Genomic DNA, 24,127 nt, shown 5'->3' on the forward strand with positions numbered 1-24,127 from the left:
TTATTGTAAAAACGGATTATTTTCTTTTTCAAAGCCAATGCTTGTTTCTGGACCATGTCCACATAACACCGCTGTTTCATCTGGTAATACAAATAATTTCTCTTCAATACTTCCAATTAATTCAGCAAAACTTCCACCAGGCAAATCTGTTCTTCCAATGCTCATTTGGAACAATACATCTCCTGAGAATACAGCATTCGCCTCTTTACTATAATAAGAAATACTTCCTGGAGAATGTCCCGGCGTCTCAAAAATTTCAAAATTAAATGATCCAATTGTTAATGTACCTTCTGCATCAATAATATGATCCGCTGGTTTTGCTGTAATACTGCGGTTGATCATAAAAATTTGAGAGCCGTTTACAGTTGCATCTCCTAACCAATCTGCTTCTTCTTTATGTACGTATACAGGAATATAAAAAGCGTCTCTTACCGCATCAACAGCACCGATATGATCAAAGTGAGCATGTGTTAATAAAACCGCCAATGGTTTTAATTGTTCTTCTTGTAAATATGTAACGAGCTTTTCACCTTCATGACCAGGGTCAAAGATAATGCACTCTTTTTGATCGTTCATTAAAATATAAGCATTGGTTTGCAATGGGCCTAACGGCATTTGTATCCATTTCATATGAAATCTCCTCCAATTATTAAACTTACTTTTAATGATACAACATTTCTTTCTCTGAGGAAAAGAAAGGATGCTATCTCGACAATCATTTTTAAAACATGTACAATATAAAAGAGTAAATATTCCAAAAACTCATAATAAGAAATGGGTAGACAGAGGAGGATATTGTATGGGCCTTGTTATTATTTTTACACTTGTCACTCTGTTAGCTGTATTTGCTACGCTTAGAACACTTCGTGAAAAAAACTTTTTCGCGAGCGGCTTTGCAATTGCAACTGTACTCGTTTTCGGATGGTTTACGATCATGACTGTTCTATATAACGGGTATCCACCAGCAGCTTAATTCGTTTACACTTTATTCTTCATCGAGATTTCACACAAAAAGAGGAAGGGTTCCCCCTTCCTCTTTTCATATTTCACATCTTATATCATCTTCGCTTCGTATTTGTGCTTTTTTACAAGCCAAGCTCCTCCGATAACACCTGCATCATTACCAAGTGTTGCAATAGCTAACTTCGTGCTCTTTACAGCACGTGAGAAAGCGTATTGCTCGAAATAGCGTTGAATTGGTTCTAATAGCGCATCTCCAGCTTTAGACACGCCTCCACCAATAACAATTTTCTCTGGGTTCAACGTACTAGAAAGGTTCGCTACAGCTAATCCTAAATAAGAAGCTACTTTTTCTACTACTTCGCCTGCTAATTCATCACCTTGTCCAAGTGCTTCAAAGACATCTTTTGATGTAATACGTCCTTCTTCAGCTAACATAGAACGCAACATGCTTTCTTTATTAGTCTCTTGTATTTTTTGCATAGCAACACGTACAATACCTGTTGCAGATGCTACTGTTTCTAAGCAACCAGACTTCCCGCAATTACATGGGAAAGCATTTTCTGTAACTACTGTAATATGTCCAATCTCACCAGCAGCACCACTCACGCCGTGTACAATCTCACCATTGGCGATTACACCACCACCAACGCCCGTACCAAGTGTCATGCAGATTAAATCTTTTGCACCTTCACCAGCACCTTTCCACATTTCACCAAGCGCTGCTAAGTTTGCATCATTATCAATAACAACAGGTAATCCTGTTTCTACTTCTAATAAATCTTTTAGCGGATAGTTTTTCCACCCTAAATTAACCGCTTCATAAATCATTCCAGATGCCACATGTACAGGGCCAGGAGCTCCCATACCAATACCAATTAACTTGCTCTTCAATTCGCCTAATTCTTCTAGCTTTTTATCAATTGCTTTCGCAACATCAAGTGTAATATGTTTTCCTTGCTCACCTGTATTCGTAGGGATTTCCCACTTATGTAAAATTTCACCGTATACATTAATAAATGCTAATTTAATCGTTGTACCACCAAGGTCAACACCAACTAACCATTTCTCTTCCATGTTGCTTACCTACCTTTATCTAATTCTTATTTAGCTCTTTTTGAATTTCTTGCTTCAATAAAAATAAAGCTGTTTGATAGTCTTGTGGATCGATTAGCTGTGATTGATTTAATTCACGCAATTCATCTTGCATTAATTGTAAATCTGCAATTCGATCTCCCGTATAAATAATCGTACCAAATTTCTTTAGCAATTGCTGAATATCATAAATAGATACCATTTCATCACCCTCTATGCTCGCTTACTATAAAAAATTATAATAAGAAAACGTTCACATATTTTATTATAATCAAGAAGAAAAAGTCTCGTCAATTTTTATTTGTCTAGACAAGCTCATTTATGAGCATTGTTCCTTTTTCTGTAATAATTTTTTCTATATTTTTATCAAATGGCTCTACCGGAATGTGTTTTACCATTTGAAAACCATACGCTAATGATAGCGTTTTCCCTTTATAATGCACGAGATAACGATCATAATAGCCACCGCCGTACCCAATTCGCTCTCCTCGTTCTGTATAAGCTACGCCCGGCACAATTTGAAGATCAATTCCATCCACATTCACTTCTTCCGTAAGCCCGGGAATCGGTTCGCGTAAATTCATATACACCGTTTCTAATTGATCAAAATTATTAATTTGCCGGAAGGACATCGTTCTTGTTCCTTTATTACACTTAGGAACTACAACTTTCTTTCCTTCTTCCCAAGCTTTTTCAATAATAGGATATGTATTCACTTCATTTTCCATTGAAAGAGTAATTCCAATTGTTTTAGCTTCAACCCACTCTTTTTGCGCATACAGCAAAAATGCAATCTGTTCTGATAAAGTTGTATACTGTTCTTCTGATAAAGAATTCATGTGTTCTATTATTTGTTTACGCAAACGCACTTTCTCTTCTTTCACACATTTCCCCCCTACAGTGACACTTTTCTCTATGATGATAGTGTATCACTTTTAACATAGGAATCGAATAAAAAAAGAAACAGTAGGAAAATATTCCTACTGCTTACTTTGTTTCACGGTGTAACGTAGACTTCTTGTCACGCTTGCAATACTTTTTAAGCTCGATACGCTCAGCGTTGTTACGTTTATTTTTCTTTGAGATATAGTTACGATCTCCGCATTCTGTACATGCTAGAGTAATATTCACACGCATTCTTATTTCCCTCCAGTACTAATAACTTAAATCAGACTATACTATAATACCACTTTTAAAATAAAAATTCTACACCTTTTGATATTGTCTAATTTTTTCTATAAGATTTTTCATGTTTTCCCTTGCTATTACTGGGTTTCTAGCATGTGAATACACTAAAAATTTTGGTTGTTTTGTGTCAGAAACGATATAAGACCACTCTTTTTCAGTATATTTGAACTGTACTCCTTCAAATATACCTTCTCCCTTCCTTTCTATATCATCCAATAATTTCCTCATAATTTCCCCTTTTTCATTCCATGAACATACCACTTCATCATAAAGTAAATAGAGCGGCGGTGATTGCTCTACTATGCTGAGAAACGTTTTTCCTTGCAATGCTATTAGCTCGAATAATTTTCCAATTCGATATAAAATATCTCGCTTCCACCTTACTTGAAACGACTTTCTTTCATCCTGCGTATAAAATAGAAGATAACATTCTCCTAACTTCAAAGACATCGGGTAAATATTTCCTGTCGATTCGAGTAAGAAATCCGGAATATCTACCTCTTCCAAATCTGTACCCTGGTAAATATTACTATGTTTATCGTATAACTCGAAATGATTTCCTTGCTCAGAAAACATAAGAGCCATATTCGCTTTACTTGATTTCATCAAAGCTTTCACATGATCTTTTTGTTCGCTTGCATAAATCCATGTAACTGTACAACCAAGTCTTTGCAGAAAGAGCATAAGTAAATGTTGCAACGTATCATTTCTCTTATTAATAAGAAGATGAAACTTCTGCATCTGTATTTTCTCGATATCAATATGCTCCAATATAACTTCTATATACTCATTCATAGAAACATGAACCAGCTCATTACGCCCCATTTCTTTCTCATGTACGTAATAAAACAATTCGGACATATATACTTGTTCTATCTCTTTTTGCTGCTTATACGTTAACGGTATGCCAGCTTGACTGTATAACTTTATAACAATCTCATTCTCATTCTCCACTTGAATGAAAACACCACCTGCACATTGCAAATGATGAACACTATATTGAAAAAGTGACTCGTTCATTTCTTTACATTCCATCGTATGAATCCCTATACCATGAATAGCATGTAAAAATAAATTTTTATAAGAGGTTGTTTCTATATTTTCTTGACTTCCAATTAATATACTCTCTCCTTTTGTAAAAAGAGATCCATACGCCATCGCAATCTTCACGATAAACTGGGGAGTAATTTCAACATTCCCTCTTCCTACAATGCGGCTTTTTTGTAACCAACCTGCACTCATTTCACTCTCTTGAATACCAGCTGCTCCTACTATCGAATGACTATCAATGGCCTTATAAGGCCATAGTTTTCCTTTTTGCTTAATTACCGTGCTTCTCCCAATATGACAGTGATCCGCTACAACGCTTTTTTGAAACAGTGTAACGTCATCTTCAACTATTGTACGCTCTCCTATTGTCGTTTCTAATAGTTCACAATACTTCCCAATGTGGGCATTTGCAAAAACAATACTTTTTTGAAGATGAGAATAATTTGAAACGATACTATTTTTCCCAATAATAGAATATGGCTCAATTACAGCTCCTGTACCAATCTTTGCTCCTTCTCCAATAAAAGAGGGGCCATGAATTTTCGTCCCTTTGCCAATCGTCACCCCTTCTCCCATCCATACCATCGGTAATACTTCCGTATAAGGAATAGGTACTTGTAACTTTTTCGTTAACAAATCAAATTGTGCTTGTCGATATTGATTAAATGTGCCGATATCTAACCAATAACCTTCTGACAAATATGCGAATAACACATTTTTATTTGCCAATAACGGAAACACATCATGACTAAAATCAAAAAATTGCCTAGGCGGTATGTAAGAAAAGATTTCTGGCTCCATAATATATATGCCTGTATTCACAACATTAGAGACTACCTCATTCCAGCCCGGCTTTTCTATATATCGTGTAACCTCCTGGTCTTTATTCATTACAACCAATCCAAATGAGAGTGGATTTTCTACTTCTTTCACAAACATTGTTACTATTCTTTTCTTTTGTTCATGAAACCTAATTCCTTCTGATAATTGAAAGTCAGTTAATGCATCCCCACTTATCACAACAAATGTTTCATCTAAAAATTGTTCTGCTTGTTTAATACTCCCTGCTGTACCAAGCGGAGGAGAGTCTTCAAAATAATACAAGTTAACTCCCCATTTACTACCATCACCAAAATATTGCTTAATGGTCGTACTCATATATTGAACAGTAATTGCAATTTCACGAATACCATGCTGGCGTAATAACTCAATATTGTATTCTAAAACTGGTTTTTCTAATAACGGTAACATCGGCTTTGGAGTATTACATGTTAATGGTCTAAGGCGTCTTCCTTTTCCTCCAGCTAAAATAACCCCCTTCATATACTTCAGCCTCCACTTATATAATGTTCAGTAGCTCCATATACCATATGTATATTCTCTATCCCACATGAACTAGCAGCATAAACTTGATTAGTTAAACGAATCCTCATTTAAAAGACCCTATAATTAAATGTCCCACCTATAAAAACGTACGGTTCAAACTCAAAGAAAGCGCTTACTATTAATTGATAAATAATACTTATTAACGAACAACATATATACTAATTTTCCCATTACATTATGATACATCTTATCATCATAAACTAAAGGAAACAACGAGCTTTTTTTGTCATGTTTTGACTAAAAAAAGCAGGTGATTTCTCATCACCCGCTTTAATTCCTACTCATTCAATAAATAATGCTTTCCTTTTACTAAATAAAAGACATTTTCAGCAATATTTGTAATATGATCTGCTACACGCTCAATATATCTCGCCACAAATGATAATTGTGTAATTTGCGTAATTGCTTCTGGTTGTTCCGGAACTGAAGATATAAACTCACGAATTGATTTTCCATATATTTCATCAACAGAATCATCCATTTCAGCGATTTGTTTCGCAAAAGTTAAATTTTCTTGTTCATATGCTTCTAACGCTAAATGCAACATCTCATTTGCAATCGCAAACATTTCATCCAGGTTGTGCAAACTAACAGCCACTTCTTTTTCCCCAAGACGAATTGTAGCCTTTGCAATATTAACAGCATGATCTGCAATACGCTCTAAATCTGTCGCTGTTTTAATTGAAATAAAGATCCTTCTTAAGTCACTTGCTACAGGTTGCTGCTTCGTAATAAGCATAAGTGCAAGATCGTTTATTTCCTCTTCTAAATTATCCATGCGGTAATCACCATCAATGACCTCTAACGCTTTCTCTACATCCCTTGTATGCAGACCTTCCATAGCAATCAATAAAGCCGCATTTGCTAATTCTCCAAGCTCGATTACCTTTTGCTGTAACACTTTTAAATCACCTTGAAACTGTTCTCTTACCATTTTTTCTTCCCCCTCAATATTATGTGCCATTATATATAAAGTGAAACTTTAATCAACCCTCATCAATCGGGCTTTTACAGGCGGCCCGCCATCTAACTTCTTTGCTTTTGTTGAATTTTGAAATCCGGTCTTACTGCCCGCAAATAGCGGGATAAATCTCCTACATAGCCTCTTACACTTGTAATAAAACTTAAAATAAAGGAAGTATTACTTCCCTATTAAAGTGAGATAAAAATAAGAAATGCCCTCTGTTAAGAGGGCATTTTCTCTTAGCTTTGCGACGATATCAGCCAAAGCGACCTGTAATATAATCTTCTGTACGCTTATCTGAAGGAGTCGTAAATAATTTGTTTGTATCTGTATACTCCACAATTTCCCCGCTTAAGAAGAAAGCAGTTTTGTCTGAAATACGCGCTGCTTGTTGCATATTATGCGTTACGATAACAATACTAAAGTCTTTCTTTAACTCTTGAATTAATTCTTCTACTTTTAATGTTGAAATTGGATCTAATGCCGATGTTGGCTCATCCATTAAAATAACGTCTGGCTCAATAGCTAAGCAGCGTGCGATGCATAGACGCTGTTGCTGTCCACCAGATAAACCGTATGCATTATCGTGCAAACGATCTTTTAATTCATCCCAAATCGCTGCTCCACGTAAACTTTTTTCAACAATTTCATCTAATGTCTTTTTGTCACGAATACCATGGATTTTTGGACCGTATGCTACATTCTCATAAATAGATTTTGGAAATGGATTTGGCTTTTGGAACACCATTCCTACATGTGTTCTTAATTCTTCAACTGGATATGATTTATCAAATATATTGCGTTCTCTATATTCAATTACACCTGTAGTTCGAACGATCGGTACTAACTCTACCATGCGATTTAACGTTTTTAAGTACGTTGATTTACCACAGCCACTTGGACCGATAATGGCTGTAACTTCATTCTCATGAATACTTAAATTAATATCTTTTAAAGCATGGTCTTCCCCGTACCATAAATTTAAGTTTTTCGTATCAAATACTACTTTCTTTGGCGCAGTCTCGATTTTCTCTTCGTTTTTCACCTGTACATTTACTACTGTTGCTACCATTTGAATTCCCCTTTCATCCACTTCCAACTTATTTTCGATTTCGTAACCATAAAACAAATATATTGATAAATAGCAACAAACCTAACAAAACAATCATCCCAGCTGCTGCTACATACTGAAATTCTTCTTGTGGCCTACTCATCCAATTAAAAATTTGGATTGGTAAAACTGTAAATCTATCAAACATACTAAATGGAACATAATTCGCAAACGCAAGTGCCCCGATCACTAATAGTGGTGCTGCTTCTCCAATTGCTCTTGATATCGCTAACGTACAGCCCGTTATAATCCCTGGAAAAGCATATGGCAATACAATTTGATACATCGTTTGCCACTTCGTAGCACCTAATCCGTAAGAACCCTCTAATAATACACTTGGTACTGATCGGATTGCTTCTTGACTCGCCACAACAACTGTTGGTAAGACGAGTAAACTCATCGTCAGTGCTGCTGCAACTATACTCTCTCCTAAATGAAGAGCATATACAAAAATAGTTAAACCAAGCAATCCAAATACAACGGATGGTACTCCTGCTAACGTTTGATTATTAATCTCTACTATTTTTTTAAATAGAGATTCCTTCGCATATTGCTCTAAATAAAGAGCTGTTCCAACTCCAAATATAAAAGAAACAGGTATAACAATACTCATAAATAATATTGTCCCTGACAAAGCTGCAGCAATACCAGCTTCTTTCGGATTACGTGAAGCGAAATTTGTAAAGAAATCTATTGAAAGATAACTTATGCCTTTTTCAACAATTTGAAACAGTAACACAGACAAAATTACGATTGAAAATAAAATTGCTATATAAAATAACAATTTGTAAATTCGATCTTTTAAAAAGCGTGATGCCATGTTTTTTTGTATTTTATTATGATTCAACATTCGCATATTATGTCATCCTCCTAAAACGGCGCATAATAGACTGCGAAATGATGTTCATAATAAAAGTAAACATAAATAAAGTTGCACCTACAGCATACATGCTGTAATACGTAACCGTTCCATGCGGAGCATCACCTAAACTTACTTGCACAATATAGGCTGTTAACGTTTGAATAGAATGTGTCGGATCAAGCGATACATTTGGTGTGGATCCTGCTGCAATTACAACGATCATCGTTTCACCAATTGCACGAGAAGCCGCTAATATAATTGCTGCCATAATCCCTGTAAAAGCGGACGGAAACACCACTTGTTTTACCATTTCAAACCGCGTCGCTCCGAGTGCTAATGAAGCTTCTTTCGTCCCTTTCGCCACAGATCTCATCGCATCTTCAGATAGAGATGCAACTGTAGGCATCATCATAAATCCGATAACGATTCCTGGACTAATCGCATTAAAAAACTGTAAATCTGGTATAATCCTTTGTAAAAGCGGTGTAACAATTGTTAATGCAAAAAAACCGTATACAATTGTCGGGATACCTGCTAATAGCTCTAACATCGGCTTTAATATTTTCCGTGCACTATTTGAAGCATATTCGCTTAAAAATACAGCACACGCTAAACCGATAGGAATTGCCACAAACATAGCAAGCGCTGTTACAAGGAACGTTCCACATATAAGTGGTACTATACCAAATTTAGGATCTTCAAAAAATGGTAACCATTCTTTCTCCGTCAAAAAGGAGTATAGTGATATTTTTTGAAAAAACATGATTGTTTCATTAGAGAGCGTAAAAACAATTCCAAGTGTCGTCACAATAGAAACGCTAGCAATTATTTTTAGTAATAAAGGTACTATTCGATTGATTCGCTGCGTTTTTTTTCTTTGCTTTTTATTTCTTTCAATCAAATGTTGTACAGAAAATGTAATTTGATTTTTGTCATTATGAGCCAAAGATGAAAACCCCTTTCCACCCTGACATTACCTTTTTATTTCTGTTAACATACGCAGCTGTTCATTGTATTTTTCTTTTCGCAATTTTACATAACCGACCTCTTCAGCGAGGTTACCAACATGCTGAATCATAAACTCAACATAGTTTGCTACATTCATTTTATTTCGGATAGATGCATTATTCACATAAGTAAGTAGCGGCCTAGATAACGGCTTATATTTACCTGATTGAATGGTCTCTTTCGTCGGAAATACACCATTTACTTTTATTGCTTTCACCTTATCTCGATTAGCCATATAATAAGCATATCCTACAAAAGCAATGGCATGTTTATCATTCATTACCCCTTGCATAATAACTTGATCGTCTTCAGACAAAGAGACTTTTTTTACAATGCGATGATTTTGTAAGATGACATTTTGAAAATAATCATACGTACCAGAGTCTACGCCTGGTGCATAAAAGTTCACTTGTTCACGTGGCCATGTTGAATGAATTTGTGACCATCGCTTCTCACTTCCATCTTCACTCCACAGTAGACGTAACTCGTCTACTGACATATCGTCTACCCATGTATTGTGCCAATTCACAACAATTGTAAGACCATCGTTAGCCACCTCAAAAGGTGTGAATTGAATAGAATTTTTCTTCATTTCATTTTTCTCGACTTGTTTCATTACTCTCGAAGCATTATTTATATCTACTTCTCCTTTACCGAAACGATTAAATCCTCCCCCAGTTCCAGAAATACTGATGGAAATTTTCACGTCTGGATGCACCTTTGTATATTCCTCCGCTACTGCTTCTATAATAGGAAAAACCGTTGAGGATCCATCAACTCTCACTTCTCCCGTATCATTTAAAGCAAATGCAGTAGACATTTCAAAACAGAGGAACCATATTGATAGTACGAAAATTTTAATCGGTGTACGCATCCATTTCACGTGTTCTTCCTCCTAGAAGTAACCGGAAATAACAGGATTACAGATATAAGAATACTGCTAAACTATTAATTCGGTTTTAATTGTTTGTAAAAGTTTTGTAAAGTTCCACAAAGATCAACATACGATACAATTTTAATCAGTAGTAGCTATTCATTTTCTCTAATGATTTCCCTATAAAACAGTTACCCCCTATCTCATCATATACAAGTATCATTTATACGGCCGCGTGTTTTTCAGTGTTGTATACTTGTCCACATTTATTACACGATATGCATAAACCATAAAAAAAAGCACACTATCTTTTCAGATAGTGTGCTTTTTTACAATTTTTTTATTCATCATCTTGATCTTTATTTTTATTGTCTTTGTCATCTTTTGGAGTTTCACCATTTACTTCTTTGTTTTTCAAATCAAAGTAAGCGTCCATAATTTCACGACCAATATATCCATTAATACCAGTCTTATCATCATGTACCCACGGAACGACAACAGAGAATGCTACTTCTGGATCTTCAAGTGGCGCATAACCTACTAATGTTAGGTTATATGTTTCCACACGTTCACCGTTTGCCTTTCTACCAATCTCTTTATCTCCGCCATACACAGTTTGCGCGGTACCTGTCTTCCCTGCCGCTTTATATTTTGCACCTGTAAAGTATTTTGTAGCTGTACCACCTGAATCATTATACACTTGTCTAAATCCTTCTTGAACACGTTTAATTTGCGATTCTGGCATATCAACACGATTTAATACTTTCGGTTCCATAGATTGAACAACTTTCCCAACTTCATCTGGTTTCACTGCTGGTTGACGAATTTCTTTTACAACTTGTGGTTGCATACGATATCCGCCATTGGCAATCGTCGAAATATATTGCGCTAATTGAAGCGGTGTATACGTATCATACTGTCCAATTGATAAATCTAGTAAGAAACCTGGTTGACTACTTCTACCCATCTGACCAGCAGATTCATTGGGTAAATCAATTCCTGTTTTTACACCCAGTCCAAACTGTCCGAAATAATAACGCATCGTATCAAATGCTTTTTGAGGTATATCTAACGTACCACCTCTCACATATGGAACACCGGCGATATTCATCGCTGTTTTAAACATATAAACGTTAGAAGACATTTTTAAAGCTGTAAGGTCATTAATGTATCCCATCGTTTTCCAAGACGATTTCGTAGGTGTACCTTTTAATTTAATTGGTTCATCCAATTGCACCGATCCTGGTTGAATCGCACCAGTTTGATATCCAGTAAGTACTGTTGCACCTTTTACAGTTGATCCCATCGGATAAGAACTTGTCATGGTACCTAATGCAAAGTCATTTACTTTCGTTTGACCATCTTCGTTAACTAATTGTTTCCCCGCCATAGATAAAACTTCACCATTTTTTGGATTCATCATTACAACGAATGCGCGATCTAAAAGAGGTTCGCTTCCTTTAAATCTCATTAAATTCTTCGCAAGAATATCTTCCACACGCTTTTGTAATTCCATATCAATTGTTAAGTTCAAGTCATTACCACTTTGTCCTTTTGATACATTAATCGTTTCTAAAATATTACCGTTTTTATCTGTAACATTTCTAACTTCTGCTTTCGTACCGTGCAGGCTATCTTCATACTGTTGTTCAAGATAACTTTTTCCTACTCGGTCATTTCGATTATAATCACGAACAAGATAGTAATCTAGTCTTTCTCTTGGTAAGCCTTCATCAGATGTCGACACCCCACCAAGTACACTTCGGAATAAATCATCGTACGTATATTTTCGATCCCAATCAACATTCGTATCTACACCTGGTAATGCTGCTAGGTTTTCACTAATAATCGAATATTCCTTTTCTGTAGCATCCTTTTTAATAACTTGAGGTGTCATTGCATATCCGCCGTCCATCTTACTTTTAATCGCTAATATTTCTAGATCTTTTGCGGATAATTGATTAATCTCTTCTTCTGTTACACGACTTCGCTGACGCTCGTCTAATTCTTTATCATCAATTTTTTTATCTTTAAACTCTTGACGATCTTTATTCGTAATTTTTTCTTTAGCTTCCTCTTTATGCATAGCAAGCCAATAATCTTTTTTATCGCGATCTGTTAATTTATCTGTCGGTACTTCAATCAAATCTGCTAGCTTTTTCGCTGTTTCTAAGCGATCCTCTGCCGTTGATCCTTTCATTTTTGTAAATGTAATAGTACGAATGGCTGCATTATCTACTACAGGTCGCCCATAACGGTCAAATATTTTCCCACGCGGTACAGGATTACTTATCGTTGAGTTTTCTTTCTTCTCCACTTCATTCTTATATTCTTCACCGCGAACAATTTGTACATATCCGAGCCTTACAATAACCGCGGAGAACATTAAAAACACGCAGAAAAACAGCACGTTTAACCGAAAAGGAACGTGGGTCTTTTTCTTATTTTGCTTCTGCTTCTTGCTCATACAAACCCCCTCTACCAACAGCTATGTAATGTGAAAGGGACACCTTCATACAGGTGTCCTCACTGCTGTTTTACATCTTTTTCTATTCTAGCATAAAACAAACGAGAAGTTAACCTTCTGGTTCAGTTTGATTCTGCGTAGTTCCTTGCGTTACAACACTTGTTTTATCTGCATTTTCCCCATCATATTTGACATTTTTAACTGCAAAATAAATAAGAAAATGTCCAGCACCTAAAATACATAATAAGTAAGGTAAACTTTTTTCAGGTGGAAAGAATAGTACAGCACATAAAAAACTTAAAATGGAACAGATTCTTCCGGCATTTAACCATAACTCCCGGACAACGACATATTCCACACGCCATTCTCTCGCATTTTTAGCTCTACCAATTACGTCATATGTCATTGACCCGTATGGAACAAGTAAAATAGGATATGCAACCGCAATACATGCCGCATAAATAAGTAATTTCGTGTATGTAACATTGAAAATAACTAAAAAGACGACAGCATATAAAATAATGCCCCCAAGTAAAATTGCTTTTTTTCGCCACTCTTTCTTTAACATGCGAGCGACCAAGTAATAACATACAAAGGATACAGCAGAGTTCACTAAACTATATTTCCCTAATGCGAACTCACTATTAGTTGCTAAATACACATATACTGAAATGACAAAAATAAACGTTCCTTCTCTCAATCCTTGGAAAAAATGAGCTCGTGTAATCTTTCCCCAATTTTTATCAACTCTTCGTTCTTTCAATACTTGCACAATTTCATAACGCCCTTCACATTCTCTTTTAGATAAAAAGAAACTTAAGACGACAGCAATTGCAAATAAAACTAATGAAAGAAAGAATATAACAGTATAACCACTCCATTTCTCCATGCGTGAAATTGTGTATCCTGCTGCTATTGGTCCAATCATCCCAGAGAAAGATGTAAGAAGTCCAAGAAATCCATTAAAGAAATCTCTTGTTTCTGGTTCTGTAATTTCAAATGTCAATAAGTTAAAAGCCAACCAGTAAAAACCGTATCCTACTCCTAAAAGAGCCCCCATTAATAAAATATACTGAGAAGCACTTTTTCCAGCCACTAAAACAACGATAAAAAAAATTGCGAGCGTTCCTACTCCTATTCGTAATAAAATCGAGCGATCGATACGTTTCGCTAATTTCCCCCCTACAAGAAATGTGAGAGGCTGTAATACAACGCTGGCCAAATTATACAAGCCAAGATTCACATAATTTTGTGTTTGCTTCCATAAATAAATATTTACAAACGTATTCGATAAAGAAATTGCGAGCGTGTATAAACCTCCTATAAGGAGCAATAACACTAAATCCCGATTCACTTCAACGTCACCAATTATATGTTTCCACTTCATACACAACTCTCCTTTACTTCATGTTCTAGTCTTCCAAAGACAAGCCCAATTATGTAAAAGGAAAGCATAGAAAAAAGCTAGGGGCTCTCCCCTAGCTTTTTCTATATTTATTACGATTATTTTGCTTCTTGGTAACGTTTTTCAGCAGCGTTCCAATCTACAACGTTCCAAAATGCGCCGATGTAGTCTGGACGACGGTTTTGGTAGTTTAAGTAGTAAGCGTGCTCCCAAACATCTAAACCGATAACTGGAGTTTTACCTTCAGTTAAAGGAGAATCTTGGTTTGGAGTGCTTGTTACTTCTAACTCACCATTGTTTACTACTAACCAAGCCCAACCAGAACCGAAGCGAGTTGCGCCAGCTTTTGCGAATTCTTCTTTGAATGCATCGAAGCTACCGAATTTCGCTTCAATTGCAGTTGCAAGTTCACCTACAGGTTGTCCTCCGCCGTTTGGAGATAAGATTGTCCAGAAGAATGTATGGTTAGCGTGTCCGCCACCATTGTTACGTACTGCTGTACGGATCGCTTCTGGTACTTCGTTTAAGTTTGCAACTAATTCTTCTACGCTTTTGTCAGCTAATTCTGCATGACCTTCTAAAGCAGCGTTTAAGTTTGTAATATACGTGTTGTGATGTTTTGTATGATGGATGTTCATTGTTTCTTTGTCAAAGTGAGGCTCTAAAGCATCATACGCATAAGGTAAATTTGGTAATTCGTGTTTTGCCATTGTTATATTCCTCCCAGTTTATGTATTGCCACTTAGTGACATACAACTTCATTCTACCCTAATTGCCATAGGGTGCAAACAAATAAATCACATTGTCTTGCTATCATTAAAGTAGCAAAATTCCCACTTCTTTTCAATTAAAATGCTCATATATTCCGTAAAAAAAGCTTCCTTCTACAAGGAAGCTTCCTGCTAACATAATAAACATGCGAAATGGATATGGACCCTGTAGGACTCGAACCTACGACCGGACGGTTATGAGCCGTCTGCTCTAACCAGCTGAGCTAAGGGTCCACAATTATGTATGTAACAACATATCAAATAAAGGAATTCCTATCGGATATGCCCTTTAAGAAAGGTAAGATAAATTTACCATATAGAAAAGAAAAGTGTCAATTGTATTTTTCTTATTTAAAAGAAGAAAGTTAATAAAAAGAAATTTAGTTATCTCCACTATATGTAAATATAATATATCTTGAGATTCTCTAGATTCCTACGTTACAATGATTTTATACATACATAAAGGAAGTGAATCTATGTCCATATTTACCCAATTCGTAAAAAGCATATACTCGCCTAAAGATATGGCGCTATTCCGTTTTCAAAAAATCGGTAAAACCATTTTGTATATTATGCTACTTTGCTTAATTACTACTATTCCAAGAACTTTTTTGTACGGTAGTTTTATCCAAGATGGTGTAGGCATGGTAAATCAAGTCATCGATAAAGATTTACCTGACTTTAAGATTGAAAATGGCGAACTAAAAGCCGATATTGATCAACCCATTGAAAAAGAAGAAGGAAATGCACTTTTCGTATTTGATCCAAATTCAACAGACCTAGAAAAATATCAAAATAAAACAGGTTTATTTGTTTTAAAAGATAAAGTAGTCTCTATGGGAAATGGTCAAACACAAACGTATTCTTATAACGATTTGTTAGGTGCATCTCTTGAGAAAAAAGATCTACAAGAATTTATTTCTTTATTCGATAATATTTATCCAATTTTATTATTCGTTATCGGATTCTTAGTGTACCTATTCCAATTATTCATCACTTTTGTAGGCGTGACCTTACTTGCGTTCATCGGTTCTGCTATGAGCGGTCAACGTAAACTATCCTATAAACAAGTTTGGACACTAACTGCATACAGCTACACAATCCCAACCATTTTCTTCATGATTATGGATTTATTCAAAATCGTCGTACCTGGGGCAACATTCATTTATATCGCTGTTGTTTTAATCGTTCTATACTTAACGATTAAAGAGGTACCCCAACCGAAAGAAAAATAAAAAAATGCCTAAATAGGCATTTTTTTTTTGGACAAGCATATATTCCTAGCAAAGGAGTGAAGAATATGAAGAGGTTAGGTATATTCCTATTCGTGCTTGTTCTCGGTTATGTATTTTATTACGATATAAAAATCGGTACTTTACCGATGTTAAGTTCATATAAAAAAACAACCTCTGCTCAAACGATTAAAAAAGAGAACGCAGACAGCCAACAAAATAAAGAGAATAAAACAGAAAAAGAAACGGATACATCTTATAAAACAATTGAAGTAAAAACTGGTGAGACAGTTCTTTCTATTACAGAACAAATTAACAAGAAAAAAATTCCTTCCATAGAAAAAGTCATTGACGACTTTAAACTATTAAACAAAAGTACATCTGCTACAAAAATCCAAATTGGAAAGTCTTATAAATTCCCGTTATATCAATAAGCTATCACTTAATCCTTGTCAATTACATAAAGGCGCTGATACAATAGTAAAAGTGAAACCGAGCACTTCGGTTTCTATAGCCCTATATCACGTATACTATCATTGATATGAGGGACTAAATAAGAAACTTCTTTTATAAGGAGAGCGATCTATTCGTGAATGAAATGACTCATCGTACAAAAACACGTCCAGTTAAAGTCGGTAATTTAACAATCGGCGGTAATAATGAATTAATTATACAAAGTATGACAACAACAAAAACACATGATGTTGAAGCAACAGTTGCTGAAATCAAGCGTTTAGAAGAAGCCGGCTGTCAAGTCGTCCGCGTTGCCGTTCCAGATGAACGCGCAGCAGATGCTATTGCTGATATAAAAAAACAAATCAACATTCCACTTGTTGCTGATATTCATTTTGATTATCGCCTTGCTTTAAAAGCAATTGAAGGTGGCATTGATAAAGTACGTATCAATCCAGGTAATATTGGTCGTCGCCATAAAGTAGAAGCTGTTGTAAATGCAGCAAAAGAGCGCGGTATTCCAATCCGTATTGGTGTAAACGCCGGTTCATTAGAGCGTCACATTTTAGAAAAGTACGGGTACCCAACTGCAGATGGTATGGTTGAGAGCGCGCTACATCATATTAAAATTTTAGAGGACTTAGATTTCCACGATATTATCGTATCTATGAAAGCCTCTGATGTTAACTTAGCAATCGAAGCATACGAGAAAGCTGCTCGCGCTTTTGATTACCCATTACATTTAGGTATTACAGAATCTGGAACATTGTTTGCTGGAACTGTAAAAAGTGCCGCTGGTCTTGGAGCAATCTTAAGTAAAGGCATCGGAAATACACTACGTATTTCATTAAGTGCTGATCCAGTTGAAGAAGTAAAAGTTGCTCGTGAATTATTAAAATCATTCGGTCTTGCGTCTAACGCAGCGACACTTATCTCTTGTCCAACTTGTGGTCGTATTGAAATCGATTTAATTAGCATCGCTAACGAAGTGGAAGAATACATCTCTACACTTCAAGTACCAATTAAAGTTGCAGTACTTGGTTGCGCTGTAAATGGCCCTGGTGAAGCTCGTGAAGCTGATATCGGTATTGCTGGTGCACGTGGAGAGGGATTATTATTCCGTAAAGGGCAAGTCGTTCGTAAAGTACCAGAAGAAACAATGGTAGAAGAACTGAAAAAAGAAATCGACGTAATTGCTGCTGAAATGGCTGCTGAACGAGAAAAAGAAAAAGAAAAAGAGACACAAGAACAATAAAAAGAAGGTTGCCACAATATTTGTGAGCAACCTTCTTTTCTACGTAAAAAAGCTCGTCAGTTATATAACCGACGAGCTTTTACTTTGCACATTTTGGACAACGACCATATATTTCAAACTTATGACCCGTTACTTCATAACCAGTAAAATCTTTATTCATAAAATCCATTGGGCAGGAAGTAATCTCTTTCGTCCCCCCACAATCCAAACAAATAAAATGATGATGATGTTCCATAATAGAACAAGTAAAACGAAAATGTTTTTCACCATTTAATTCCGTTTGTTCTAAAACACCAATCTCAGCAAAAACTGTTAAGTTACGATAAATCGTATCAAAACTAAGCCCTGGATAGTCGTCTTTCATATGCTCTAAAACGTCTTTCGCAGTTAAATAACGATTATGTGCTGCAAATAATCTGAGCATCTCTTCTCTTTTTCCAGTATGTTTGTATCCTTTTTCTTTCATTAGGCGTAAAGCTTCCGTTAGATTCATACCTATCCCTACTTTATGCAGTTTTTTTCTTCTTCCATAAAATCGCACCGATTAAAATAAGAACTGCTATCATAACAATTGTACCACCTGGCGCTAAATCAAGTTGATACGAAGCAAACATTCCACCAATAACTGCAATTTCACCAAATAAAATGGAAAAGAAAATTGTTTGTTTAAATCCTTTAGCAATACGAATACTCGCTGCAACTGGCAACGTCATTAATGATGATACGAGAAGAACCCCTACTACACGCATTGATACTGCAATGACAAGAGCAACTAATATAATGAAAATAAAGTGAATCCATTTCGCTCTTAAACCAGTTGATACTGCGTATTCCTCATCAAATGATAGTAGAAACAGCTCTTTATATAATAAAATAATTGTCGCAACAACAACAATTGCTACAATCCCAATAATAATTAAATCCGTACTTGTTACAGCACTAACACTACCAAATAAATAACTAAATAAGTCTGTGTTAAATCCATTTGCAAGTGAAATGAAAATAACTCCAACTCCCATCCCTGCCGAAAGGATAATCGGAATTGCTAATTCTTGATAGTGCTTATATACAGTTCTTAACTTTTCGATTAGTAGCGCTCCACCAATTGAAAAAACCATCCCCATATATAAGGGGTTTAAAAATCCACCTGTAAAAATGGTTTTTTCAAGTAATAAACTTGCTGCAATACCTGATAACGTCACGTGACTTAATGCATCCGCAATAAGAGATAAACGACGAATAACAACAAACACACCAATTAGCGGTGCAACAAGTCCAATTAAAATACCTGCGTATAAAGAATTACGTAAAAAGTCATATTGTAAAAAATCTTGTATCATTATATCCTCCCGTGATGCTCATGTTCGTGTTCTAAACGATGAACATGATGTCCATATAAGACGGACATTTCTGCATCTTCTAACTCTCGGAACTTCTCTACATTTCCATGGAAATGTAGATGTTGGTTTAGGCATGCAACATGTGTTACTTTTTCGGTAACAGCTCCCATATCATGAGTAACAAGAATTAATGTGATTCCCAACCTTTTGTTTAAATCCTCTAATATTTCGTAAAAACTTTCCACATTTTTTACATCAATTCCAACAGTAGGCTCGTCTAAAATAAGCAATTCAGGATCACTAACGAGCGCACGAGCAATAAATACACGCTGTTGCTGTCCACCAGAAAGCTCTCCAATGTTACGACCTTGAAACTCACTCATCCCTACATCAGCAATTGCTTTTTCTACCTTTTTCTTATCTTCTTTTGTGAAAAAGCGAAAAAGCCCTTTTTTCGAAACAAGTCCCATTGACACAACTTCAGAAACAGTTGCTGGAAAACCAGAATTGAAACTATTTGCCTTTTGGGATACATAACCAACTTTGTTCCATTCCTTAAACTTCTTACTATCAACGCCAAACACGCGAATGCTTCCTTCTTTTGGCTTTAAAACGCCTAATAAACACTTAAGTAAAGTTGATTTACCTGAACCATTCGGTCCCACTAAACCTAAAAAAGCTCCCTTCGGAACTTGCAAATTAATATTTTCTAACACATTCCGATCTTCGTATCGGAATGTTAAACCTTCAATCTCTAATATATTATTCATAGCATCTCACCTATTTTAATTCAGAATGATTCCGATTTATATCTATTTGAATTATAGTACAGCTTATTATAGTTGTAAACCAATCTGCCTAAAATATATCTATTTTTTCAAGAAACCTTACTATTATAACAAAAAGCAGAGAAAAATTCTCTGCTTTCGAAAAATATTCCTATAATTTTTTAGTGAATAGCCGATTTAAACTTACCACCATTTGTCTCTTGCGTGTTCATAATCGTCACAAACGCATTTTCATCAATTTCATGCACAATTGATTTTAACTTCGTCACTTCTAGACGCGTTACAACTGCATAAATAACTTCTTTTTCTTTATCCGTGTAACCACCTTTTGCTACCAGCTTTGTAGTTCCACGGCCAAGACGATGCAAAATCGCGTTTGATACTTCCTCGTATTGATCAGATACAATTAAAACCGCCTTCGTTTCATCTAGCCCTTGAATTACTGTATCGATCGTTTTAAATGCAATATAGTAGGTCATAACAGAATACATCGCTTGTTCCACACCAAACACAAATGCTGCCCATGCAAAAATAAATAAGTTCACAAACATTACGAATTCACCAACAGAGAACGGTAATTTCTTCGTTAATAAAATCCCCATAATTTCAGTTCCATCTAACGACCCACCATGACGAATTACAAGTCCTACACCAAGACCTAAAATAAGCCCACCAAACACTGTCGCTAAAATAGGTTCTGTTGTAAATGGTGGCACCGCATGTAACGTTGACTCAATGAAAGCTAACGCTACAATACCAAATGTCGAAGATAACATAAATGTTTTTCCAATTTGCTTATAACCCGAATACATAAATGGGATATTGAGAACAACGACTAAAGTAGAAAAACTTAACCACCAAATGTTAGGAGTAAGATAATCTAATATAAGAGAAATACCAATAATTCCACCATCAATAATTTTATTTGGCATTAAAAATAGTTCAATCGCTACCGCCGCGCATGCTGCTCCAAAAATAATCATAACTAAACGATAAATGAGATGAATAACACTTTCTTTTCGATGTTGCTTTTGCTCCATAGGTCCTCCCTTTACTCTTTTTCTGTAGTTTTGTCCTTATATTATAACATACGCTTCTTTTCCTCATGAAAAAAGAAACTCCATACGAATATGTACAAGCTATATGCTCATATATTTCGATAGAAGAACACGTGAAGGAGGATAACAAGATGAACCTCATAAAACAAATTGTTAATAAAAAATTAAATCATATTTCTACAAAAGAGTTATTAAAATATAGCAAAGAATATGAAGTTTCTATTACGACTGCACAAGCTGACCAAATCGTTTTACTTATGAAAGGTAAAAATATTAATATTTACGATAACAACGAGCGACTAGAGCTCTTAAAACAGATCGCAAGAGTAACTTCCCCTGCCACTGCCCAACAAGTAAATACATTATTTCAGCAACTACTAAAATAGGGAGGGGATTTCCCCTCCTTATTGTGCTTTAATTTTTTCAAGAATCCCTTCATCAAAATTACCGTTTTTCAGCATTTCGATTTCCAATTTGTATGGTGGTTTCTTATCTTTTTTATCTTCCCCTACATACGGTGTTTCAAGAATTTTTGGTACATGCATTAACTGTGGATGATGTACAATGTGATGCAATGCTTTATACCCAATGTGACCAAATCCAATATTTTCATGACGGTCTTTTCCTGCTCCGCGTACATTTTTACTATCGTTAATATGAAGTACTTGTAAACGATCTATACCAACGATCTTATCAAATTCGTTTAACACGCCGTCAAAGTCATTTACAATATCATATCCTGCATCGTGCGTATGGCACGTATCAAAGCATACAGATAGCTTTTCATTATATTTTACACCATCAATGATTTTTGCAATTTCTTCAAAGCTACGACCGCATTCTGTTCCTTTTCCTGCCATCGTCTCTAATGCAATGTTAACCGTCTGTTCTGGCGTTAGTACTTCATTAAGCCCTTTAATAATTTGTTGAATACCAGCATCTGCTCCAGCACCAACGTGCGCTCCTGGGTGAAGAACAATTTGTTTCGCTACACCTAATGCCGATGTTCTTTCAATTTCCATACGAAGGAAGTCTACACCTAATTGGAATGTTTCTAGCTTTGTCGTATTCCCAACATTAATAATATACGGTGCATGGACGATAATCTCCTCAATTCCATTCAGCTCCATATGTTTTCTTCCTGCTTCTATGTTCAATTCTTCAATTGGTTTTCTTCGTGTATTTTGCGGTGCACCTGTATAAATCATAAACGTCGTTGCACCATATGAAACAGCCTCTTCACTTGCTGCTAATAACATTTTCTTACCACTCATGGAAACATGAGATCCAATCTTTAACATACAATCACCTCTTCAATATACAATAGATATAATGATAGCATAATTTGTAGAAATATGTAGTGAATTGTTTGTTCACAAAAGACGCACTACACAAATTTATTTGACTATTTAAACAGACTATACTCTTCATTTAAATTAGCGGGATTAAAAAAAGATAAGGGAAACCCCTTATCTTTTTTTATTGCTATATTTTCTCTTCACTTTGTCACGTTCTGTTGCAAGTTTACGTTTATAGTTTGGTTTTACTTTTTTCGGTTTTTTAATAACTTTCGTTGCCATAACATCAAGTTCGTCATTTGGTTTTTTACGGCTCTTACGACGACGACGCTCACCTAAATCCGCCCACTCATCTCCACGTAAATCTACATGTTTAAACTCGATATGACGTTGTTTTTCTAAGCTATCTAACGCTTCTTCGTTTGCTGGATCATAAATCGTCACTGCAATACCAGAATGCCCCGCACGTGCTGTTCTTCCAACGCGGTGAACGAAGAAATCTAAATCTGATGGTAGCTCATAGTTAATAACATGGCTAATCCCTTCAATATCAATACCACGTGCTGCTAAATCAGTCGCAACAATATATTGGAATTCAAGGTCACGAATTTGTTTCATCATTTTTTTACGATCACGTGGTGATAAATCCCCGTGAATTCGTCCAACTTTTAAGCCGCGTTCCATTAATCCATCAGCAACTTGATCCGCCATCTTTTTCGTATTCGTGAAAACAACTGCTAAATACGGTTTAAATTGAAGTAGCATTTTATTCACTAAATCAATTTTATTACGATGTTTAGAAGGCACTAAATAGTGTTCAATGTTTCCAGCTGCAACTTGTTTTGGATTGATATGAATATGCTCTGGATTCTCCATATATTTCTTCAGAAACGGTTTTAGTTTTTGAGGAATTGTTGCAGAGAAAACTAGCATTTGCAAGTTTTTAGGCATACGTGCTGCAATTTTATCTACATCATGAATAAATCCCATATCAAGCATTAAGTCTGCTTCATCGACAATAATCGTATTTGCTTTATGAACAAATAATGCTTGTTCTTCAACTAAGTCTTTAATACGCCCTGGTGTCCCAACTACGATATGAGGTTGTTTTTTCAATTTTTCAATTGAACGTTGTTTATCAGTTCCACCAATTAAACAACGCGCTGTAATCATTTGATCTTCCGCACAGAATTTTGTTAATTTCACAATCTCTTCGTAAATTTGTTGTGCTAACTCACGAGTAGGTGCTGTAATAACAAGTTGTACTTCTTCACGGCTTGCATTAATTCTGTTTAATGTAGGAAGTAAGTATGCATGTGTTTTCCCAGAACCTGTTTGGGATTGCCCAATTACACTTACACCTTTTTTCACGACCGGGAAAATTTTCTGCTGAATTCCTGTCGGCTCTGTAAAGCGTAGTTCACGAACTGCATCTATTAAAAATGGTTTAAAATCATACTGTGTAAAAGTTTTTTGTGTCATAAGTTACACCTTCTTTCTAAAATTTCTACTGCGCGCACAAATCAGTCAAGTCTACATTATATCGAAATCTACAAGTAAAAT

At 35.6% G+C, this 24,127-nt stretch carries 25 protein-coding genes and 1 tRNA gene; 5 read left to right on the top strand and 21 right to left on the bottom strand.

The window, feature by feature from the left end:
• Positions 1–630 carry an MBL fold metallo-hydrolase gene (locus tag CN409_RS16225; RefSeq protein WP_000871228.1) on the bottom strand — a complete coding sequence of 210 codons (630 nt, stop codon included), beginning with the start codon at positions 628–630 and terminating at the stop codon, positions 1–3.
• Positions 631–799: 169 nt separating this feature from the next.
• Here CN409_RS16225 and CN409_RS16230 point away from each other — a divergent pair, with 169 nt between their 5' ends.
• Entirely contained in the window at positions 800–973 is a 174-nt protein-coding gene (locus CN409_RS16230; RefSeq protein ID WP_000524852.1) for a DUF2759 domain-containing protein, read from the top strand.
• An 80-nt stretch (positions 974–1,053) separates the two neighbouring features.
• Here the strand turns inward: CN409_RS16230 and glcK are convergent, their stop codons facing one another.
• The 14 genes from glcK to CN409_RS16300 all read right to left on the bottom strand — a co-directional run bounded on the left by glcK (position 1,054) and on the right by CN409_RS16300 (position 15,374).
• Entirely contained in the window at positions 1,054–2,037 is a 984-nt protein-coding gene (gene glcK, locus CN409_RS16235) for a glucokinase (protein ID WP_000391701.1), read from the bottom strand.
• A 19-nt stretch (positions 2,038–2,056) separates the two neighbouring features.
• Positions 2,057–2,257, bottom strand: coding sequence for a YqgQ family protein (locus CN409_RS16240; RefSeq protein WP_000253699.1), 201 nt, complete (start codon positions 2,255–2,257; stop codon positions 2,057–2,059).
• A 103-nt stretch (positions 2,258–2,360) separates the two neighbouring features.
• The gene (locus CN409_RS16245; RefSeq protein WP_000656859.1) at positions 2,361–2,939 is read right to left on the bottom strand and encodes a 5-formyltetrahydrofolate cyclo-ligase; all 579 of its coding nucleotides are present in this window, start codon (positions 2,937–2,939) and stop codon (positions 2,361–2,363) included.
• A gap of 103 nt (positions 2,940–3,042) precedes the next feature.
• The gene (rpmG, locus tag CN409_RS16250; protein WP_001265616.1) at positions 3,043–3,192 is read right to left on the bottom strand and encodes a 50S ribosomal protein L33; all 150 of its coding nucleotides are present in this window, start codon (positions 3,190–3,192) and stop codon (positions 3,043–3,045) included.
• A 69-nt stretch (positions 3,193–3,261) separates the two neighbouring features.
• On the bottom strand, positions 3,262–5,616 hold the full coding sequence (locus CN409_RS16255; protein ID WP_086390479.1) for a sugar phosphate nucleotidyltransferase: 2,355 nt from the start codon (positions 5,614–5,616) through the stop codon (positions 3,262–3,264).
• 340 nt (positions 5,617–5,956) lie between these two features.
• The gene (phoU, locus tag CN409_RS16260) at positions 5,957–6,613 is read right to left on the bottom strand and encodes a phosphate signaling complex protein PhoU (RefSeq protein WP_000251245.1); all 657 of its coding nucleotides are present in this window, start codon (positions 6,611–6,613) and stop codon (positions 5,957–5,959) included.
• 286 nt (positions 6,614–6,899) lie between these two features.
• Entirely contained in the window at positions 6,900–7,715 is an 816-nt protein-coding gene (gene pstB / locus CN409_RS16265; protein WP_097981589.1) for a phosphate ABC transporter ATP-binding protein, read from the bottom strand.
• A gap of 28 nt (positions 7,716–7,743) precedes the next feature.
• Positions 7,744–8,610 carry a phosphate ABC transporter permease PstA gene (gene pstA, locus CN409_RS16270; protein WP_001242568.1) on the bottom strand — a complete coding sequence of 289 codons (867 nt, stop codon included), beginning with the start codon at positions 8,608–8,610 and terminating at the stop codon, positions 7,744–7,746.
• Position 8,611: 1 nt separating this feature from the next.
• Entirely contained in the window at positions 8,612–9,562 is a 951-nt protein-coding gene (gene pstC, locus CN409_RS16275; protein WP_000940890.1) for a phosphate ABC transporter permease subunit PstC, read from the bottom strand.
• A 27-nt stretch (positions 9,563–9,589) separates the two neighbouring features.
• Positions 9,590–10,507 carry a PstS family phosphate ABC transporter substrate-binding protein gene (locus CN409_RS16280; protein WP_000871820.1) on the bottom strand — a complete coding sequence of 306 codons (918 nt, stop codon included), beginning with the start codon at positions 10,505–10,507 and terminating at the stop codon, positions 9,590–9,592.
• A 331-nt stretch (positions 10,508–10,838) separates the two neighbouring features.
• Positions 10,839–12,965, bottom strand: coding sequence for a peptidoglycan D,D-transpeptidase FtsI family protein (locus CN409_RS16285; protein WP_063675686.1), 2,127 nt, complete (start codon positions 12,963–12,965; stop codon positions 10,839–10,841).
• A 109-nt stretch (positions 12,966–13,074) separates the two neighbouring features.
• A complete protein-coding gene (locus CN409_RS16290; RefSeq protein WP_000871388.1) occupies positions 13,075–14,352 on the bottom strand; it encodes an MFS transporter in 1,278 nt (425 codons plus the stop codon).
• A 116-nt stretch (positions 14,353–14,468) separates the two neighbouring features.
• A complete protein-coding gene (gene sodA, locus CN409_RS16295) occupies positions 14,469–15,080 on the bottom strand; it encodes a superoxide dismutase [Mn] (protein WP_001052031.1) in 612 nt (203 codons plus the stop codon).
• 220 nt (positions 15,081–15,300) lie between these two features.
• A tRNA-Ile gene (locus CN409_RS16300) sits at positions 15,301–15,374 on the bottom strand.
• A 242-nt stretch (positions 15,375–15,616) separates the two neighbouring features.
• Here CN409_RS16300 and yqgB point away from each other — a divergent pair.
• The 3 genes from yqgB to ispG all read left to right on the top strand — a co-directional run bounded on the left by yqgB (position 15,617) and on the right by ispG (position 18,080).
• Positions 15,617–16,375, top strand: coding sequence for a protein YqgB (yqgB, locus tag CN409_RS16305; protein WP_000021895.1), 759 nt, complete (start codon positions 15,617–15,619; stop codon positions 16,373–16,375).
• 65 nt (positions 16,376–16,440) lie between these two features.
• A complete protein-coding gene (yqfZ, locus tag CN409_RS16310; RefSeq protein ID WP_000825421.1) occupies positions 16,441–16,806 on the top strand; it encodes a protein YqfZ in 366 nt (121 codons plus the stop codon).
• A 164-nt stretch (positions 16,807–16,970) separates the two neighbouring features.
• Complete coding sequence (gene ispG / locus CN409_RS16315; protein WP_170955788.1) at positions 16,971–18,080, top strand: flavodoxin-dependent (E)-4-hydroxy-3-methylbut-2-enyl-diphosphate synthase; 1,110 nt, start codon at positions 16,971–16,973, stop codon at positions 18,078–18,080.
• Positions 18,081–18,159: 79 nt separating this feature from the next.
• Here the strand turns inward: ispG and CN409_RS16320 are convergent, their stop codons facing one another.
• The 4 genes from CN409_RS16320 to CN409_RS16335 form a co-directional block, all read right to left on the bottom strand.
• Positions 18,160–18,573, bottom strand: coding sequence for a Fur family transcriptional regulator (locus tag CN409_RS16320; protein WP_001054516.1), 414 nt, complete (start codon positions 18,571–18,573; stop codon positions 18,160–18,162).
• A gap of 13 nt (positions 18,574–18,586) precedes the next feature.
• Positions 18,587–19,420: a metal ABC transporter permease gene (locus CN409_RS16325; protein WP_000613817.1), complete on the bottom strand. Its 834-nt coding sequence runs from the start codon at positions 19,418–19,420 to the stop codon at positions 18,587–18,589.
• A complete protein-coding gene (locus tag CN409_RS16330; protein WP_001059662.1) occupies positions 19,420–20,190 on the bottom strand; it encodes a metal ABC transporter ATP-binding protein in 771 nt (256 codons plus the stop codon). The genes CN409_RS16325 and CN409_RS16330 overlap by 1 nt, the downstream gene beginning before the upstream one ends.
• A 179-nt stretch (positions 20,191–20,369) precedes the next feature.
• Positions 20,370–21,248 carry a YitT family protein gene (locus CN409_RS16335; protein ID WP_000435962.1) on the bottom strand — a complete coding sequence of 293 codons (879 nt, stop codon included), beginning with the start codon at positions 21,246–21,248 and terminating at the stop codon, positions 20,370–20,372.
• Between the two features lie 149 nt (positions 21,249–21,397).
• Here CN409_RS16335 and CN409_RS16340 point away from each other — a divergent pair, with 149 nt between their 5' ends.
• Positions 21,398–21,652 carry a DUF2624 domain-containing protein gene (locus tag CN409_RS16340; protein WP_001048959.1) on the top strand — a complete coding sequence of 85 codons (255 nt, stop codon included), beginning with the start codon at positions 21,398–21,400 and terminating at the stop codon, positions 21,650–21,652.
• An 18-nt stretch (positions 21,653–21,670) separates the two neighbouring features.
• Here CN409_RS16340 and CN409_RS16345 read toward each other — a convergent pair whose 3' ends face one another.
• On the bottom strand, positions 21,671–22,567 hold the full coding sequence (locus tag CN409_RS16345; protein ID WP_097981588.1) for a deoxyribonuclease IV: 897 nt from the start codon (positions 22,565–22,567) through the stop codon (positions 21,671–21,673).
• A gap of 168 nt (positions 22,568–22,735) precedes the next feature.
• On the bottom strand, positions 22,736–24,046 hold the full coding sequence (locus CN409_RS16350; protein WP_000192443.1) for a DEAD/DEAH box helicase: 1,311 nt from the start codon (positions 24,044–24,046) through the stop codon (positions 22,736–22,738).
• Positions 24,047–24,127 lie beyond the last annotated feature (81 nt).

It is taken from the genome of Bacillus sp. AFS012607 (assembly GCF_002558005.1).
GTDB classification, from domain to species: domain Bacteria; phylum Bacillota; class Bacilli; order Bacillales; family Bacillaceae_G; genus Bacillus_A; species Bacillus_A thuringiensis_S.